The 17,207-nt window shown below is 60.5% G+C and carries 13 protein-coding genes; 10 read left to right on the forward strand and 3 right to left on the reverse strand.

Features of this window, described 5'->3' with window-relative positions; all coding sequences use genetic code 11:
• The first annotated feature begins 29 nt into the window (after positions 1-29).
• Genes thiB through thiQ form a run of 3 tightly spaced genes read left to right on the forward strand, consistent with a single transcriptional unit; the run spans position 30 to position 3,284 of the window.
• Positions 30-1,013: a thiamine ABC transporter substrate binding subunit gene (thiB, locus tag ET34_RS0100635; protein ID WP_031518605.1), complete on the forward strand. Its 984-nt coding sequence runs from the start codon at positions 30-32 to the stop codon at positions 1,011-1,013.
• Positions 989-2,599, forward strand: a complete 1,611-nt coding sequence (thiP, locus tag ET34_RS0100640) for a thiamine/thiamine pyrophosphate ABC transporter permease ThiP (protein ID WP_031518606.1) — start codon at positions 989-991, stop codon at positions 2,597-2,599. The genes thiB and thiP overlap by 25 nt, the downstream gene beginning before the upstream one ends.
• Entirely contained in the window at positions 2,583-3,284 is a 702-nt protein-coding gene (thiQ, locus tag ET34_RS0100645) for a thiamine ABC transporter ATP-binding protein ThiQ (protein WP_031519170.1), read from the forward strand. The genes thiP and thiQ overlap by 17 nt, the downstream gene beginning before the upstream one ends.
• Here thiQ and ET34_RS0100650 read toward each other — a convergent pair.
• Both ET34_RS0100650 and araC read right to left on the reverse strand, forming a co-directional pair.
• Positions 3,278-4,051: a DedA family protein gene (locus tag ET34_RS0100650; RefSeq protein WP_031518608.1), complete on the reverse strand. Its 774-nt coding sequence runs from the start codon at positions 4,049-4,051 to the stop codon at positions 3,278-3,280. The genes thiQ and ET34_RS0100650 overlap by 7 nt on opposite strands.
• Positions 4,052-4,172: 121 nt before the next feature.
• Entirely contained in the window at positions 4,173-5,024 is an 852-nt protein-coding gene (gene araC, locus ET34_RS0100655) for an arabinose operon transcriptional regulator AraC (RefSeq protein ID WP_152548330.1), read from the reverse strand.
• A 339-nt stretch (positions 5,025-5,363) separates the two neighbouring features.
• Here araC and araB point away from each other — a divergent pair, with 339 nt between their 5' ends.
• From araB to rluA, 7 genes are all read left to right on the forward strand, one after another.
• Positions 5,364-7,070 carry a ribulokinase gene (gene araB / locus ET34_RS0100660; RefSeq protein WP_031518612.1) on the forward strand — a complete coding sequence of 569 codons (1,707 nt, stop codon included), beginning with the start codon at positions 5,364-5,366 and terminating at the stop codon, positions 7,068-7,070.
• Between the two features lie 10 nt (positions 7,071-7,080).
• Complete coding sequence (araA, locus tag ET34_RS0100665; RefSeq protein ID WP_031518614.1) at positions 7,081-8,583, forward strand: L-arabinose isomerase; 1,503 nt, start codon at positions 7,081-7,083, stop codon at positions 8,581-8,583.
• A 105-nt stretch (positions 8,584-8,688) separates the two neighbouring features.
• Positions 8,689-9,384 (forward strand): L-ribulose-5-phosphate 4-epimerase, encoded by a 696-nt coding sequence (gene araD, locus ET34_RS0100670; RefSeq protein ID WP_031518616.1) that lies wholly within the window; start codon positions 8,689-8,691, stop codon positions 9,382-9,384.
• A 113-nt stretch (positions 9,385-9,497) separates the two neighbouring features.
• Positions 9,498-10,124 (forward strand): YdcF family protein, encoded by a 627-nt coding sequence (locus tag ET34_RS0100675; protein WP_051640433.1) that lies wholly within the window; start codon positions 9,498-9,500, stop codon positions 10,122-10,124.
• A gap of 44 nt (positions 10,125-10,168) precedes the next feature.
• The gene (gene polB, locus ET34_RS0100680) at positions 10,169-12,529 is read left to right on the forward strand and encodes a DNA polymerase II (protein WP_031518619.1); all 2,361 of its coding nucleotides are present in this window, start codon (positions 10,169-10,171) and stop codon (positions 12,527-12,529) included.
• A 132-nt stretch (positions 12,530-12,661) separates the two neighbouring features.
• The gene (gene rapA / locus ET34_RS0100685) at positions 12,662-15,568 is read left to right on the forward strand and encodes an RNA polymerase-associated protein RapA (RefSeq protein ID WP_031518621.1); all 2,907 of its coding nucleotides are present in this window, start codon (positions 12,662-12,664) and stop codon (positions 15,566-15,568) included.
• Between the two features lie 16 nt (positions 15,569-15,584).
• Positions 15,585-16,244, forward strand: a complete 660-nt coding sequence (gene rluA / locus ET34_RS0100690; protein WP_031518623.1) for a bifunctional tRNA pseudouridine(32) synthase/23S rRNA pseudouridine(746) synthase RluA — start codon at positions 15,585-15,587, stop codon at positions 16,242-16,244.
• A gap of 80 nt (positions 16,245-16,324) precedes the next feature.
• Here rluA and djlA read toward each other — a convergent pair whose 3' ends face one another.
• Complete coding sequence (djlA, locus tag ET34_RS0100695) at positions 16,325-17,140, reverse strand: co-chaperone DjlA (RefSeq protein WP_031518625.1); 816 nt, start codon at positions 17,138-17,140, stop codon at positions 16,325-16,327.
• Positions 17,141-17,207: the final 67 nt, after the last annotated feature.

The raw sequence follows: 17,207 nt of genomic DNA on the forward strand, positions 1-17,207 counted from the left end.
TCCTTTGCCCCCTGAATGAAAGGTGCAAAGTGCTGAAAAAACTTCTCCCCCTGCTGGCCCTGCTCGCCGCGCCCGCTTTCGCGAAGCCTGTTTTAACCGTTTATACCTACGACTCTTTTGCTGCCGACTGGGGCCCTGGCCCGACGGTGAAAAAGGCATTCGAAGCCGACTGCAACTGCGAACTGAAGCTGGTGGCGCTGGAAGACGGCGTGTCGCTGCTTAACCGCCTGCGTATGGAAGGCAAAAACAGCAAGGCCGATGTGGTACTGGGCCTCGACAACAACCTGCTGGCGGCGGCCACGCAAACCGGGCTGTTCGCCAGAAGCGGCATTCCCGCCAGCGCGGTCAGCGTTCCCGGCGGCTGGAACAACGACACCTTCGTGCCGTTCGACTACGGCTGGTTCGCCTTCGTGTATGACAAAACCAAAGTGAAAAACCCGCCGAAAAGCCTGAAGGAGCTGGTGGAGAGTGACCAGAAATGGCGCGTTATTTACCAGGACCCGCGCACCAGCACGCCGGGCCTCGGGCTGCTGCTGTGGATGCAAAAAGTGTATGGCGATAAAGCGCCCGAGGCGTGGCAGAAGCTGGCGGCGAAAACCATCACCGTCACCAAAGGCTGGAGCGAAGCCTACGGCCTGTTCCTGAAAGGTGAGAGCGACCTGGTGCTGAGCTACACCACGTCCCCGGCGTATCACATCATCGAAGAGAAAAAAGAGCATATCGCCGCGGCAAACTTCAGCGAAGGACACTATCTGCAGGTTGAAGTGGCCGGGCGTCTCGCTGCCAGCAAGCAGCCGGAACTGGCGGATAAATTCATGAAGTTTATGCTCACCCCGGCGTTCCAGCAGGCGATCCCCACCGGAAACTGGATGTATCCGGTCAGCAACGTGACGCTGCCGGAGGGCTTTACCTCGCTGGTTAAACCCCAGACCACGCTGGAATACTCTGCCGATGAGGTCGCCGCCCAGCGCGCCGCCTGGATTAGCGAATGGCAACGCGCCGTCAGCCGCTAATCCCGGGCTGGATGTGGCCGGGGCTGTGTGCCGCCACGCTGCTGGTGGCGGTGGCGCTGGCTGCGTTCGGCGCGCTGTGGTTTAACGCACCGCACGGCGACGCCTTCGCCGTGCTGCACGACAGCTATCTCTGGCACGTGGTGCGTTTCTCATTCTGGCAGGCGTTTCTCTCCGCCCTGCTTTCGGTGGTTCCCGCCATATTCCTCGCCCGCGCCCTGTACCGCCGGCGCTTTCCGGGGCGCGAGGCGCTGCTGCGGCTGTGCGCCATGACGCTGGTACTGCCGGTGCTGGTGGCGGTGTTCGGCATTCTCAGCGTGTACGGGCGTCAGGGCTGGCTGGCGACACTCTGCGCCTGGGCGGGCATTGAGTGGCGCTTCTCGCCCTATGGCCTGCAGGGGATCCTGCTGGCGCATGTCTTTTTCAACCTGCCGATGGCGACCCGTCTGCTGCTGCTGGCACTGGAGCAGATCCCCGGCGAGCAACGACAAATTGCCGCCCAGCTGGATATGCGCGGCTGGCATTTCTTCCGCTACGTCGAGTGGCCCTGGCTGCGACGACAGATCGCCCCGACGGCGGCGCTGATCTTTATGCTCTGTTTCGCCAGCTTTGCCACGGTGCTGTCGCTCGGCGGCGGGCCGCAGGCAACCACCATCGAGCTGGCTATCTTCCAGGCGCTCAGCTACGACTACGATCCGGCGCGTGCTGCGCTGCTGGCGCTGTTGCAGATGATCTGCTGTCTTGGCCTGGTGATGCTCAGTCAGCGGCTCAGCAACGCGATCCCGGTGGGCAGCAATGCGGTGTCGGGCTGGCGCAATCCGCAGGACAGCCTGCGCAGCTGCCTGTGCGACGGCGCGTTGATAAGCCTTGCGCTGCTGCTGCTGTTGCCACCGCTGCTGGCAGTGATTGTTGACGGGCTCAACCGCAGCGTGAGTCATGTACTGGCCGACCCGCTGCTGTGGCAGGCGCTGTTGACGTCTCTGCGCATCGCCCTCGGAGCCGGGCTGCTCTGCGTGGTGCTTACCCTGATGCTGCTGTGGAGCGCGCGCGAGCTGCGGCTGCGCCAGCGGGTGATGGCGGGCCAGATGCTGGAGCTGAGCGGTATGTTGATCCTCGCCATGCCCGGCATCGTGCTGGCAACCGGCTTCTTTCTGCTGCTCAACGCCAGCATCGGTTTGCCACAGCAGGCGGACGCGATTGTGATTTTCACCAATGCCCTGATGGCCGTGCCTTATGCCATGAAGGTGCTCGATCACCCGATGCGCGATATCGCCGCCCGCTACGGGTTGCTGTGTCAGTCGCTGGACTTGCGCGGCCTTAACCGCCTGCGCTGGCTCGAATGGCGCGCCCTGCGGGGGCCGCTGGGCCAGGCGCTGGCGTTTGCCTGCGTGCTCTCCATCGGCGACTTTGGCGTGGTGGCGCTGTTCGGCAATGCCGATTTCCGCACCCTGCCATTTTATCTCTATCAGCAAATCGGCTCCTACCGCAGCGAGGATGGAGCGGTCACCGCCCTGCTGCTGCTGCTGCTCTGCTTCCTGCTGTTTACTGCAATCGAAAAACTCCCGGGGCGCCATGCTGACTCTCACTGATGTAACCTGGCTGTATCAACATCTGCCCCTGCGCTTCAACCTGCATCTCAACGCCGGGGAACGCGTGGCGGTGCTCGGCCCGAGCGGGGCCGGAAAAAGCACGCTGCTGAGCCTGGTGGCGGGCTTTCTGGAGCCGGCCTCCGGCAGTATCAGGCTAAACGGCGCGGACCATACCCATACGCCGCCGGCGCAGCGCCCGGTGTCGATGCTATTTCAGGAAAATAACCTGTTTACCCACCTGACGGTGCGCCAGAACATCGGGCTCGGTCTGCATCCGGGACTGAAGCTTAACGCCGACCAGCGCGCCCGGCTGGAAACGATCGCACGCCAGATGGCGATCGATACCCTGCTCGATAGGCTGCCCGGTCAGCTCTCCGGCGGTCAGCGTCAGCGTGTGGCACTGGCGCGCTGCCTGGTACGCGAACAGCCCGTGCTGTTGCTGGATGAGCCGTTTTCCGCCCTCGATCCGGCACTGCGCCAGGAGATGCTCTCGCTGCTGGAGACGCTGTGTGAACGCCAGCAGCTGACGCTGTTAATGGTGTCCCACAGCATTGAAGACGCAGAGCGCATCGCGCCCCGCAGCGTGGTAGTGGTGGATGGCCGCATCGCCTGGGACGGCGACACGGGTGCGCTGGTGCGCGGTGAAACCAGCGCGTCGGCGCTGTTAGGTATCGCGCCTCAGTGAGCGCCGCTGAGTACTTTTCCAAGAATGCGCAGGTAAACCGGCATCAGCGGATGGCTCTGGATGACTACCAGTGCGCCGACGGCAACGGCCGTGATCAGCGGCGCCAGCCAGTGCAGCCGGGCGCGCGGCAGGTACGCCGTCAGCCTGTCGCTGCCGGATTTTCCGCTGCGCCACCAGCGCCAGCACAGCCAGGCGGCAATCCACAGCAGTAAGCCAACCCCCAACAGCAGCCACTTAAACCAGCCGCTTTGCATGTCATCGGGGATATCGATCGCTGCCCCGGCGAGGATACCGGGCAGGAAGTAGAACGGCGGCCAGAACACGCAGCCGATCACGTTCGGCAGAATGAATTTGCGTACCGGCAGATCGAGCATCCCGGCCACCATCGGCACCAGCGGACGCGTCGGGCCAACAAAACGCCCGACCAGAATAGTGAACATGCTGTGCTGGTGCAGCGCGTGCTCGGTTTTATCGAGCAGCGCTTTGTTTTTCTTCAGGAATGACCAGCGATGCAGCGGCTTTTTGAAACGCCAGCCGATGCCGAACGAGATCCAGTCACCGAGGAAACAGCCGATGATGCCCGCCGCCCATGCCTGATAGAAATTGACCTCGCCGCTGCCAATCAGCGCGCCGAGGCCCGCCATCAGCACCGTACCCGGCAGCAGCAGCCCCACCAGCGCCAGCGATTCGAGAAACGCCACCAGCGCCACGGCAATCAGCGAATACGTCACAGACTGCGTAATAAAGTGATTCAGGAAAGCTTCCATAACGTATCCGTTAGTTGAAGGAAGGGGGATTCTGCTGAGCGCGCCGCGCCCCGTCAAGCTCCCGGCCTCCTGAAATCCGGTGCGGTGGTAAGATTTTGTTGCTGATTAGCCTTTCGTTTAGCTACGCTTGCTCACACCCGGCGCGAAACTCGCTCGGACTGGCACCGGTGCATTTTTTAAACACCCGTGAAAAGTAGAGCTGATCTTCAAACCCGACGTTGCGCCCGACGCTGGCGACCGGCATACGCGTGGTGCTCAGTAACAGTTTAGCCTGGCTGATGCGCTGATCCTCGCGCCAGCTCAACACGCTGACGCCAAGCTGCTGGCGAAACAGATGCGAGAGCCGCGACGGCGACAGGCAGACGTGCTGCGCCACGCCCGCAATATCAAAGTTGCTGTCGGCCAGGTGATCGCTGATGTACTGACATGCATCGCGCACCCGGTGGTCGAGCGGCGCTTTGAGCGACTCGCTGATCGCTTCCACACGACGCAGCAGCATCTGCTCCAGCAGGTTGATCGCCAGCAGTTCCGAGTAACGTCCCTGCCCCTGAGCGGCGTCAATGATCTGCTGGAACAGCCCGGCAAACTGCGCGGCCTGCGTTTCCTCCGGCCGGAAAAAGCCGGTATGGGCAAAGATGGCTGGCCAGTTAAGCCACTCGTGCCAGTAAGCGCGCGGACGGAAATAGACCCACTGGTGATACCACTCCTGCGCGCCTGGGCTGCGTCCGTAGTGATGGATTTCGCCGGGTGGGAACAGCAGGATATCGCCGGGCTTGCAGATAAACTGCTGCCCCTGGTTTTTCACTACCCCCTCGCCACGCACCGTCAGATTGAGAATAAACCCTTTCATGCCCAGCGGCCGGTCGATGAAAAAGTCGAGGTAGCCGCCCGCTTCGATGGGCGTCAGCCCGGCAACCAGATGGGCATTGAACGAGTAGCCCGGCAGCAGCGGATCGTTTTGCATTTCAGCCATAATGTGCATCGCTCCAGCGTTAAATAAGGAAACCAATTGTCCATATCCCGCCCCGCCACTGCCTGTGCCCGCCTGCCGGGCCGGCATGGCGTTATCCATGCGGGATAAGTCCGTTTAAACGCAGTAATTCATTCCCTGAAGCCCCTGAAACAGCACGAAAACGGAGTAACAGAAGTGTCTATAACCGCGGCAGAAATGTCCACATCGAATATTTGCGTGACGTCACAGTTTGCTAACCCATAGCATTTTCGTCCATAAGATAAGCCAATTTCCCCTGACGGTTTCCGGCCCTGAAAACTACTGTTCATCCATGTCTGTTTGTTCATGGAGCAATGAAAGATGGCAATCGCCCTTGGCCTGGATTTTGGTAGTGATTCGGTACGCGCCCTGGCTGTAGACTGCGCGACCGGTGCGGAGCTGGCCACTGCGGTTGAGTGGTATCCGCGTTGGATGGAAGGTCGCTTCTGCGATGCGCCCCACAATCAGTTTCGTCATCACCCCCTCGATTACATCGATTCGATGGAAAAATCGCTGCTGGCGGTGCTCGACCAGTTACCGGATGACGCCCGCACGCAGATCGTTGGTATCGGCGTCGACAGCACCGGGTCAACCCCTGCGCCCATTGACGACGACGGCTACGTGCTGGCGCTGCGCCCGGAGTTTGCCGACAACCCGAACGCGATGTTTGTCCTGTGGAAGGATCACACGGCGGTAGAAGAGGCCGAAGCCATCACCCGCCTGTGCCACCAGCCGGGTAAGGCCGACTATTCGCGCTATATCGGCGGAATTTATTCCAGCGAATGGTTCTGGGCCAAGATTCTGCACGTTACCCGCACCGATGCGGCCGTGGCGCAGGCAGCGTCCTCCTGGATCGAACTGTGCGACTGGGTACCGGCCCTGCTCTCCGGCACCACGCGCCCGGCGGACATTCGCCGCGGCCGCTGCAGCGCCGGCCATAAATCCCTGTGGCATGAGAGCTGGGGCGGTCTGCCGCCGGCCAGCTTCTTTGACGAGCTGGACCCGATCCTCAATCAGAATCTCGTCTACCCGATGTTCACCGACACCTGGACGGCAGACGTTCCGGTGGGGAATCTCAGCCCGGAGTGGGCCGCACGTCTGGGCCTGCCGGAGAGCGTGGTGATTTCGGGCGGCGCGTTTGACTGCCATATGGGCGCGGTCGGCGCGGGCGCGCAACCCAATACCCTGGTAAAAGTCATCGGCACCTCAACCTGCGACATCCTGACGGCGGATTACCCGAGCGTCGGCGACCGTGCAGTGAAGGGCATTTGCGGCCAGGTGGATGGCAGCGTCACGCCGGGATTTATCGGTCTTGAGGCGGGCCAGTCGGCCTTTGGCGATATCTATGCCTGGTTTGGCCGCGTGCTCGGCTGGCCGCTGGATGAGCTGGCAGCCCAGCATCCTGAGCTGCGCGAGCAGATCGCCGCCAGTAAGAAAGCGCTGCTGCCTGCCCTGACCGCCGCCTGGGCCAAACAGCCGTCGCTCGAACACCTGCCGGTAGTGCTTGACTGGTTTAACGGGCGCCGCACGCCGTTTGCCAATCAGCGCCTGAAGGGCGTGATCACCGACCTGAGTCTGGCTACCGATGCACCGGCGCTGTTTGGCGGCCTGGTTGCGGCTACCGCTTTCGGCGCCCGCGCCATCATGGAGTGTTTCACCGAGCAGGGCATCGCGGTCAATAACGTGATGGCCCTCGGCGGCATCGCGCGTAAAAACCCGGTCATCATGCAGGCCTGCTGCGACGTGCTGAACCGCCCACTGCAGATTGTCGCCTCGGATCAGTGCTGCGCGCTGGGTGCGGCGATCTTCGCCGCCGTGGCGGCTGGGGTACACAGCGACATTCCTGCCGCCCAGCAGGTGATGGCAAGCCGTATCGAAAATACGCTTCAGCCCGACGCCGCTCAGGCAGCCCGTTTCCAGCGCCTCTACCACCGCTATCAGCAGTGGGCGAAGAGCGCAGAGCAACACTACTCCCCTTCCGCTACGTCACAGCCTGTTGCCGCAGGCCAGAACGCCCTGACACATTAAGGACAAGATAATGAGCATTTTTTCTCAATATGAAGTGTGGTTCGTCATTGGTAGTCAGCATCTTTATGGCCCGGAAACCCTGCGCCAGGTGAACGACCATGCCAGCCAGGTGGTGAACGCGCTGAATGCCGAAGCGAATCTGCCCTGCAAGCTGGTACTGAAACCGCTGGGCACCACGCCGGATGAGATCACCGCCATCTGCCGCGAAGCGAACCATGACGAGCAGTGCGCGGGTCTTGTGGTGTGGCTGCACACCTTCTCGCCGGCAAAAATGTGGATTAACGGCCTGAGCATCCTGAATAAACCGCTGCTGCAGTTCCATACCCAGTTCAACGCCCAGATCCCGTGGGGCAGCATCGATATGGACTTTATGAACCTGAACCAGACCGCGCACGGCGGCCGTGAGTTCGGTTTCATCGGTGCCCGTATGCGCCTGCAGCACAGCGTGGTGACCGGGCACTGGCAGGATAAAGAGGCGCAAAAACGTCTTGGTGCCTGGGTGCGCCAGGCGGTATCGAAGCAGGACACTCGCCAGCTGAAAGTGGCGCGCTTTGGCGACAACATGCGTGAAGTGGCGGTTACCGAAGGGGATAAAGTCGCAGCGCAGATCAAGTTTGGTTTCTCGGTTAACACCTGGGGCGTCGGCGATCTGGTGGCGGTAGTCAACGAGGTGAGCGAGGGCGATATCAATGCGCTGATCGACGAGTATGAAAGCAGCTATCGCCTGACCGCCGCCGCGCAGGTGAACGGCGACAAGCGTCAGAACGTCATTGACGCTGCGCGCATTGAGCTGGGCATTAAGCGCTTCCTGGAACAGGGCGGCTTCCACGCCTTTACCACCACCTTTGAAGATCTGCACGGCCTGAAACAGCTGCCGGGGCTGGCGGTTCAGCGCCTGATGCAGCAGGGCTACGGCTTCGCCGGGGAAGGCGACTGGAAAACCGCGGCGCTGCTGCGCATCATGAAAGTGATGGCCGCAGGCCTGCCGGGCGGCACCTCCTTTATGGAGGATTACACCTACAACTTCGAGTCCGGCAACGACCTGGTGCTCGGCTCGCACATGCTGGAAGTGTGCCCGACCATCGCCACTGACGAAAAACCAATCCTGGACGTGCAGTATCTGGGCATCGGCGGCAAAGCCGATCCGGCGCGCCTGATCTTCTCTACCACTACCGGTCCGGCGATCAACGCCAGCCTGATCGATCTCGGCGATCGCTTCCGCCTGCTGGTTAACTGCGTGGACGCGGTGCCAACCCCTCACGATCTGCCGAAGCTGCCGGTGGCGAACGCCCTGTGGAAAGCGCAGCCGGATCTGCCGACGGCATCCGAAGCCTGGATCCTCGCGGGCGGTGCGCACCATACGGTGTTCAGCCAGTCGCTGAACCTCGATGACATGCGCCTGTTTGCAGAGCTGCACGGCATTGAAGTGGCGGTGATCGACAATGATACGCGCCTGCCGGCGTTCAAGGATGCGCTGCGCTGGAACGAGATCTACTACGGCCTGAAACGCTAATTCCCTGCGTTTCACTTCCGGCGGGCTGGCTACGTGTCGCCCGCCGCACGGCTAACACGGTGGAGCGCCGCTGCGCATCCACCCTGCAACATTTGAGGTTTCACTATGTTTGAAGAGTTGAAGCGCCAGGTGCTGGAGGCGAATCTGGCTCTGCCGCAGCATAATCTGGTCACCCTCACCTGGGGCAACGTCAGCGCCGTCGATCGCGAGCGCGGCGTGCTGATCATTAAACCTTCCGGCGTGGATTATACCGTGATGCGCGCTGAGGATATGGTGGTGGTGAGTCTGGAAACCGGCGAGGTGGTGGAAGGCACCAAAAAGCCCTCCTCCGATACCCCTACTCATCGCCTGCTGTATCAGGCATTCCCTGCCATTGGCGGCATCGTGCATACCCATTCGCGCCATGCCACCATCTGGGCGCAGGCTGGCTTGCCCGTGCCCGCCACGGGCACGACTCACGCCGACTATTTCTACGGTCCGGTGCCCTGCACCCGTAAGATGACCGAGGAAGAGATCAACGGCGAGTACGAATGGGAAACCGGCGCGGTGATTGTCGAAACCTTCCGCGATGCAGGCATCGATCCGGCGCAGATGCCTGGCGTACTGGTGCACTCCCACGGCCCCTTTACCTGGGGCAAAGACGCCGCCGACGCGGTTCATAACGCCATCGTGCTGGAAGAGATCGCCTATATGGGGATCTTCGCCCGCCAGCTCGCCCCACAGCTTCCCGCCATGCAGCAGACCCTGCTGGATAAACACTACCTGCGCAAGCACGGCGCGAAAGCGTATTACGGTCAGTAATTACAAAGCCTGTAACCTGTTACAGGCTTCTGATTTTTTGTCTGCTTTGCTCATATTGCCGAACAGAAATATGTGGTAAATCACTGCTTCATAATTTCTCAAGGAATGAGCAAATGAACGTATGCTTTGCCGTTCGTATTCTCAGCGGGGTTCTCCTCGCCTTTTATCTGTTTAACGTCTGGTCTGTTTATCATTTCAGTCAAACGACGCAAACTCGTCCTGCTGACTGCGTTATTATTCTCGGCGCAGGTATCGCGGGTTCTCATCCATCCCCGGTATTTCGCGAGCGCCTTGAGCATGCCATCACGCTTTATCGTCTGGGATATGTAAAAAAAGCGATTGTAACCGGAGGTTTTTCTCCAGGAAATTCGATGTCAGACGCTGCGACAGGCCAGCACTATCTGATTGCACACGGCGTCCCTGCTAAGGATATTTACATTGAGCAACAGTCACGAGTAACGCGTGAGAATCTACGCTATGCCCATGTAATAATGCGCAAAAAGCATTTTCGCACAGCATTGATCGTCAGCGATCCCTTACATATGAAACGCGCCATGTTAATTGCCCGTGACGCCGGGATAGCGGCATTCTCTTCACCGACACCCTCCTCCCGCTTTCGCACGCTCAACGCGCAGTTGCCTTTTCTGTTGCGGGAAGCTTTTTATTACTCAGGCTATCAACCTGTCAGATACTTCGTAGCACTACGCAATACTGTACAAAACCCCAGCACCTTCCCCTGAAACAGGCTATACTCCCCGCTGGTTTGACTGACTGAGAGAGCAGCGTGTCACAGGCGCGTCAGGGCTTTATTCTTACCCGCCACTGGCGGGATACCCCGCAGGGTACCGAAGTGGAATTCTGGCTGGCGACCGACGCCGGGCCGCTTAAGGTTGTGCTCCCGCCGCAGGAATCGGTGGCGTTTATTCCCGAGCGTCAGCGCGCTGAGGTTGAAGGGCTGCTGGCGGGCGAAAAAGGCGTGCGCCTCACGCCGCTCGGCCTCAGGGATTTTCACCGTCAGCCGGTGTTCGGCCTCTACTGTAATCAGCATCGTCAGCTGATGCGGCTGGAAAAGCTGCTGCGCGAGAACGGCATCACGGTGTATGAAGGTGACGTTCGTCCTCCGGAGCGGTTCCTGATGGAGCGGTTCATTACCGCCCCGGTGTGGGTGGATGGCGAGCCGCGCGGCGATACGCTGATGAATGCCCGCCTGAAGCCTGCGCCTGAGTATCGCCCACCGCTGAAGTGGGTGTCGCTGGATATTGAAACTACACGTCACGGTGAAGTCACCTGCATCGGCCTGGAAGGCTGTGGCGATCGGGTGGTGTTTATGCTCGGGCCGGAAAACGGGGCCACGCGCACCCTGAATTTCCGGCTGGAGTACCTCGCCAGCCGTCCGCAGATGCTGCAGCGGCTCAACGCCTGGTTTGCCGAGTACGATCCCGATGTGATTATCGGCTGGAACCTGGTGCAGTTCGACCTGCGGGTGCTGCAGAAACACGCCGAGCGCTACGGCGTGCCGCTGACCTGGGGGCGCGGTAACCTTCCACTGGAGTGGCGCGAGCACGGTTTCAAGAACGGCGTGTTCTTCGCCCAGGCGGCGGGCAGGCTGATCATCGACGGCATTGAAGCGCTGAAATCCGCATTCTGGAACTTCTCCTCGTTCTCGCTGGAGAGCGTTTCACAGGAGTTGCTTGGCGAAGGGAAATCCATCGACGATCCCTGGCATCGTATGGATGAGATTGAGCGCCGCTTCAATGAAGACAAACCCGCACTGGCGATCTACAACCTGAAAGACTGCGAGCTGGTGACGCGCATCTTCCATAAAACCGAGCTGATGCCGTTTTTGCTGGAGCGCGCGACGGTCAACGGTCTGCCGGTCGACCGTCACGGCGGCTCGGTAGCAGCATTCAGCCACCTCTATTTTCCGCGCATGCACCGTGCCGGCTATGTGGCACCCAATCTCGGCGATGTCCCGCCCCAGCCCAGTCCCGGCGGCTACGTCATGGACTCGCGCCCCGGCCTGTACGATTCGGTACTGGTGCTGGACTACAAAAGCCTTTATCCGTCGATTATCCGCACCTTTCTGATTGACCCGGTCGGGCTGGTTGAAGGAATGGCGCAACCGGAGCCGGAAAAGAGCGTCGAAGGTTTTCTCGGAGCCTGGTTTGGACGTGAGACGCACTGCCTGCCGGAGATCGTCAGCCAGATCTGGCACGGACGCGAAGAGGCCAAACGCCAGGGCAACAAGCCCCTCTCCCAGGCCTTAAAGATCATTATGAACGCCTTCTATGGCGTGCTCGGCACCAGCGCCTGTCGCTTCTTCGATCCGCGCCTCGCTTCCTCTATTACCATGCGCGGTCACGCCATCATGCTGCAGACCAAAGCGCTGATTGAAAGCCAGGGCTATAACGTGATTTACGGCGACACTGACTCCACCTTCGTCTGGCTGAAACAGGCCCACAGCGAGGCGGACGCGGCACGTATCGGCCAGCAGCTGGTGGAGCACGTCAACGCCTGGTGGAAAGCCCATCTGCGCAGCGAATACGGCCTTGAAAGCGCGCTGGAGCTGGAGTACGAAACCCACTTCTGCCGTTTTCTGATGCCAACCATTCGCGGGGCGGAAACCGGCAGCAAGAAGCGCTATGCCGGGCTGATTCAGGAGGGCGACAGCCAGCGCATGGTGTTTAAGGGGCTGGAAACCGTGCGCACCGACTGGACGCCGCTGGCGCAGCAGTTTCAGCAGAACCTGTATCTGCGTATTTTCCGCCGCGAGCCGTATCAGGAGTATGTGCGCGAAACCATTCGCCAGCTGATGGAGGGCGAGCTGGACGGGCAACTGGTTTACCGCAAGCGGCTGCGTCGCCCGCTCAGCGAATACCAGCGCAACGTACCACCGCACGTGCGCGCCGCCCGGCTGGCAGACGAAGAGAATGCGCGCCGCGGTCGCCCGCCTCAGTATCAGAACCGAGGCAGCATCAAATACGTCTGGACCACCAGCGGCCCGGAGCCGGTGGATTACCAGCGCTCGCCACTGGATTATGAACACTATCTGACGAAGCAACTTCAGCCGGTGGCCGAAGGGATACTCCCTTTCACCGCCGATGATTTTGCTACACTTATGACAGGGCAGCTGGGGCTTTTTTGACAGGTGACGAATCCATTGCCTTCCAGTACCATAGCGCCCTTTCCAATCCAGGTTCCTTTTCTGACGGTCCGCCACTCGTGGTGGAGGTCATACTTTTGCCTGAAATTTGCTACTGAATAGAGCCGAATACTTATGCCATTTACCCTTGGTCAACGTTGGATCAGCGATACCGAAAGCGAACTGGGTCTGGGCACTGTAGTCGCGATAGATGCGCGCATGGTGACCCTGCTTTTCCCTGCCACCGGTGAAAATCGTCTGTATGCCCGAAATGACTCCCCTATCACCCGCGTGATGTTCAATCCGGGTGACACAGTCACCAGCCATGAAGGCTGGGAGCTGAAAGTCGATGACGTTAAGGAAGAGAATGGCCTGCTCGCCTATACCGGTACCCGCCTGGACACTCAGGAGAGCGGCGTCACGCTGCGTGAAGTGCTGCTCGACAGCAAACTGGTATTCAGTAAACCCCAGGATCGCCTGTTCGCCGGTCAGCTTGACCGTATGGATCGCTTTGCGCTGCGTTACCGCGCCCGTAAATACCAGAGCGAACAGTACCGTATGCCCTGGAGCGGCCTGCGCGGCCAGCGCACCAACCTTATCCCGCACCAGCTGAATATCGCCCATGACGTGGGCCGTCGCCACGCACCGCGCGTGCTGCTGGCAGATGAAGTCGGGCTGGGTAAAACCATTGAAGCCGGGATGATCCTGCATCAGCAGCTGCTCTCTGGTGCCGCCGAACGCGTGCTGATCGTGGTACCGGAAACCCTGCAACATCAGTGGCTGGTGGAGATGCTGCGTCGCTTCAACCTGCGCTTTGCGCTGTTTGATGACGAGCGCTATGCCGAAGCCGCCCACGACGCCGATAACCCGTTTGAAACCGAACAACTGGTGATCTGCTCGCTGGATTTCGTGCGCCGCAACAAGCAGCGCCTGGAGCACCTGTGCGAAGCCGAGTGGGATCTGCTGGTGGTGGACGAAGCGCATCACCTGGTGTGGAGCGTGGATGAGCCAAGCCGTGAATATCTGGCAATTGAACAGCTGGCCTCGCAGGTACCCGGCGTGCTGCTGCTCACCGCGACCCCGGAACAGCTCGGAATGGAGAGCCACTTTGCGCGTCTGCGCCTGCTCGACCCGAACCGCTTCCATGATTTCGACCTCTTTGTAGAAGAGCAGAACAACTACCGCCCGGTAGCAGACGCCGTGGCGCTGCTGCTGGCCGGCAACCGCCTGAGCGATGCCGATCTCAACATGCTGAGCGAGCTTATCGGCGAGCAGGATATCGAGCCGCTGCTGCAGACCGCCAACAGCGATCGCGACGGCGCAGCGGATGCCCGCCAGGAGCTGATCGACATGCTGATGGACCGCCACGGCACCAGCCGCGTGCTGTTCCGCAACACCCGTAACGGCGTGAAAGGTTTCCCGAAACGCGAGCTGCATACTATCAAGCTGCCGCTGCCGACCCAGTACCAGACGGCAATTAAAGTGTCTGGCATCATGGGCGCGCGCAAGAGCGAAGAAGATCGCGCCCGTGACCTGCTTTACCCGGAGCAGATTTATCAGGAGTTCGAAGGCGATACCGGCACCTGGTGGAACTTCGACCCGCGCGTCGAGTGGCTGATGGGTTACCTGACCAGCCATCGCTCTCAGAAAGTGCTGGTGATCTGCGCCAAAGCCGCCACTGCCCTGCAACTGGAGCAGGTGCTGCGCGAGCGCGAAGGCATCCGCGCGGCCGTGTTCCACGAAGGCATGTCGATTATCGAGCGCGACCGCGCCGCAGCATGGTTCTCGGAAGAGGACACCGGCGCGCAGGTGCTGCTGTGCTCGGAGATTGGCTCTGAAGGCCGTAACTTCCAGTTCGCCAGCCATCTGGTGATGTTCGATCTGCCGTTTAACCCGGACCTGCTGGAGCAGCGTATTGGCCGTCTCGACCGTATCGGTCAGGCGCACGATATTCAGATCCATGTGCCTTATCTGGAGCATACCGCGCAGTCGGTGCTGGTGCGCTGGTATCACGAAGGACTTGATGCTTTCGAGCACACCTGCCCGACCGGCCGCGCCATCTACGACAGCGTCTATAGCAAGCTCATCGCCTTCCTGGCGGCGCCGGACAACACCGACGGCTTTGATGAGCTGATCGCCGACTGCCGCGAGCAGCATGAGAGCCTGAAACGCGCGCTGGAGCAGGGCCGCGACCGCCTGCTGGAGATCCACTCCAACGGCGGAGAAAAAGCACAGGCGCTGGCGGAGAGCATCGCCGGCCAGGATGACGATCCGGGTCTGGTGAACTTCGCCATGAACCTCTTCGATATCATCGGGATCAATCAGGACGATCGCGGTGAGCACATGATTGTTCTCACCCCGTCCGATCACATGCTGGTGCCGGATTTCCCGGGTCTGCCGGAAGACGGCTGCACCATCACCTTCAGCCGTGATGTGGCGCTCTCCCGCGAAGATGCGCAGTTCATTACCTGGGAGCATCCGCTTATCAGCAATGGTCTGGACCTGATCCTCTCCGGCGATACCGGCAGCTGTGCCCTGTCGCTGCTGAAGAATAAGGCGCTGCCGCAGGGCACGTTGCTGCTGGAACTGATGTACGTGGTGGAGGCCAAAGCGCCGAAACAGCTGCAGCTCAACCGCTTCCTGCCGCCGACCCCGGTGCGCATGCTGGTGGATAAAAACGGCACGAATCTGGCGGGTCAGGTTGAGTTCGAAAGCTTCAACCGCCAGCTCAGCGCGGTGAACCGTCATACCGGCAGCAAACTGGTGAACGCGGTGCAGCAGGAGGTTCACGCCATTCTGCAGCTGGCGGAAACCCAGGCGGAGAACGCGGCGCAGGCCCTCATCGCCTCCGCGCGCAGCGAAGCGGACGAGAAGCTCAGCGCTGAACTCTCTCGTCTTGAGGCGCTGAAAGCGGTGAACCCGAACATCCGTGAAGACGAGCTGGAAGCCATCGACAGCAACCGCAAGCAGGTGCTTGAGAGCCTGAGCCAGGCCAGCTGGCGCCTTGATGCGCTGCGTCTCATCGTCGTTACGCATCAGTAATACAGGACTGCCGTTAATGTTGATGGAACCCTATAACCCGCCCACCGATCCCTGGCTGGTCATCCTGTATCAGGATGACCATATCATGGTGGTCAATAAACCAAGCGGGCTGCTGTCGGTACCGGGTCGTCTCGACGAGCACAAAGACAGCGTGATGACGCGCATTCAGCGCGACTTCCCGCTGGCGGAATCCGTGCACCGTCTCGACATGGCCACCAGCGGCGTGATCGTGGTGGCGCTGACGAAAGCCGCAGAGCGCGAGCTGAAACGTCAGTTCCGCGAGCGCGAGCCGAAGAAGCAGTATCTGGCGCGGGTGTGGGGTCATCCTGAGCAGGAAGAGGGGCTGGTGGATCTGCCGCTTATCTGCGACTGGCCGAACCGGCCTAAGCAAATTGTCTGCTTTGAAACCGGCAAAGCGGCGCAAACCGAGTATCAGGTGCTGGAGTACGCGGATGACAATACCGCCCGCGTACTGCTCAAACCCATCACCGGGCGCTCGCACCAGTTACGGGTACACATGCAGGCGCTGGGTCACCCGATCCTCGGCGACCGCTTTTACGCGACGCCGGAGGCGCTGGTCCGTGCGCCGCGCCTGCTGCTGCACGCCGCGACCCTGACCATCACCCATCCGCAGTACCGTACACCGATGACCTTTAACGCGCCGGTCGATTTCTGAACATCCGGGTGAAAAAAAAGGCAGCGACCCGAGGGTAGCTGCCTTTTTTATTGCGCGGCGCCTGGACGACGCACTGCGGATTACTTAAAGCCTTTGCTGGTTTTAATCAGGTCGTAGGCTTTCTGGATCTCCTGCGCTTTCTGCTTCGCCATCTGCATCATCTCCGGCGGCAGCCCTTTCGCGACCAGCTTATCAGGGTGATGCTCGCTCATCAGCTTGCGGTAGGCGCGCTTGATAGTGGTGGCGTCATCGGATGGCTTCACGCCCAGCACGTTACAGGCATCTTCCAGCGTCGGCCCCTGCTGCGCCTGCTGCCAGTTACCGCCGCTGCCCTGCTGCTGGTAACCGCCGCCGAAGTGCGCCCCGCCCTGCATCATACGCAGGAACTGGTCAAACTGCATGCGCGAGATCCCCAGCTCTTCGGCAATCACGTACAACACGTCGCGCTCGTTCGGGTGCAGCGAGCCGTCAGCAAACGCCGCCTGGATCTGGATTTCCAGAAACATCCGAATCAGATCGAAACGCCCGAAGCAGACGCTTCTCAACTGGCGCATTTTCTCACGCAGCGGATAGTTATCGGCTTTGCCGACGCGGAATGCCTGCTGCGCGGCGCTACGCGAGTCACCGTGCAGATCCATGCGGTCCATTAATAATGTCGCGATCTGGATATCAGCTGCGGTGACGCGCCCTTTCGATTTGGTGAGATGCCCCATCACTTCAAACGTGGTGCTAAAGAACAGCGACTGACGCTGCTGCTGGTTAGCAAACCAGACGGTACGACGGCTGCGCGCTTTATCAATTGCATGGCCAATCAGCAGCCCCAGCAGGACGCCCCAGAAGCCGCCGCCCAGTATCAGCGCTGCTGCCACACCAATCACTTTTCCCCAATACTGCATATACTCCCCAAATCGTCATGCCGTCGGCTAGAATTTGCTTTATCATACCCGTCATTCTTAGCCGTGC

Origin of the sequence: Siccibacter colletis, assembly GCF_000696575.1 — a bacterium.
GTDB classification, from domain to species: Bacteria; Pseudomonadota; Gammaproteobacteria; order Enterobacterales; family Enterobacteriaceae; genus Siccibacter; species Siccibacter colletis.

Bases quoted from the DNA above. Each gene is read 5' to 3' on its own strand.
- araC (WP_152548330.1), bottom strand. From the start codon at position 5,024: ATGGCTGAAATGCAAAACGATCCGCTGCTGCCGGGCTACTCGTTCAAT.
- araB (WP_031518612.1), top strand. From the start codon at position 5,364: ATGGCAATCGCCCTTGGCCTGGATTTTGGTAGTGATTCGGTACGCGCC.
- ET34_RS0100675 (WP_051640433.1), top strand. From the start codon at position 9,498: ATGAACGTATGCTTTGCCGTTCGTATTCTCAGCGGGGTTCTCCTCGCC.
- thiQ (WP_031519170.1), top strand. From the start codon at position 2,583: ATGCTGACTCTCACTGATGTAACCTGGCTGTATCAACATCTGCCCCTG.
- thiP (WP_031518606.1), top strand. From the start codon at position 989: ATGGCAACGCGCCGTCAGCCGCTAATCCCGGGCTGGATGTGGCCGGGG.
- rapA (WP_031518621.1), top strand. From the start codon at position 12,662: ATGCCATTTACCCTTGGTCAACGTTGGATCAGCGATACCGAAAGCGAA.
- djlA (WP_031518625.1), bottom strand. From the start codon at position 17,140: ATGCAGTATTGGGGAAAAGTGATTGGTGTGGCAGCAGCGCTGATACTG.
- araD (WP_031518616.1), top strand. From the start codon at position 8,689: ATGTTTGAAGAGTTGAAGCGCCAGGTGCTGGAGGCGAATCTGGCTCTG.
- rluA (WP_031518623.1), top strand. From the start codon at position 15,585: ATGTTGATGGAACCCTATAACCCGCCCACCGATCCCTGGCTGGTCATC.
- araA (WP_031518614.1), top strand. From the start codon at position 7,081: ATGAGCATTTTTTCTCAATATGAAGTGTGGTTCGTCATTGGTAGTCAG.
- ET34_RS0100650 (WP_031518608.1), bottom strand. From the start codon at position 4,051: ATGGAAGCTTTCCTGAATCACTTTATTACGCAGTCTGTGACGTATTCG.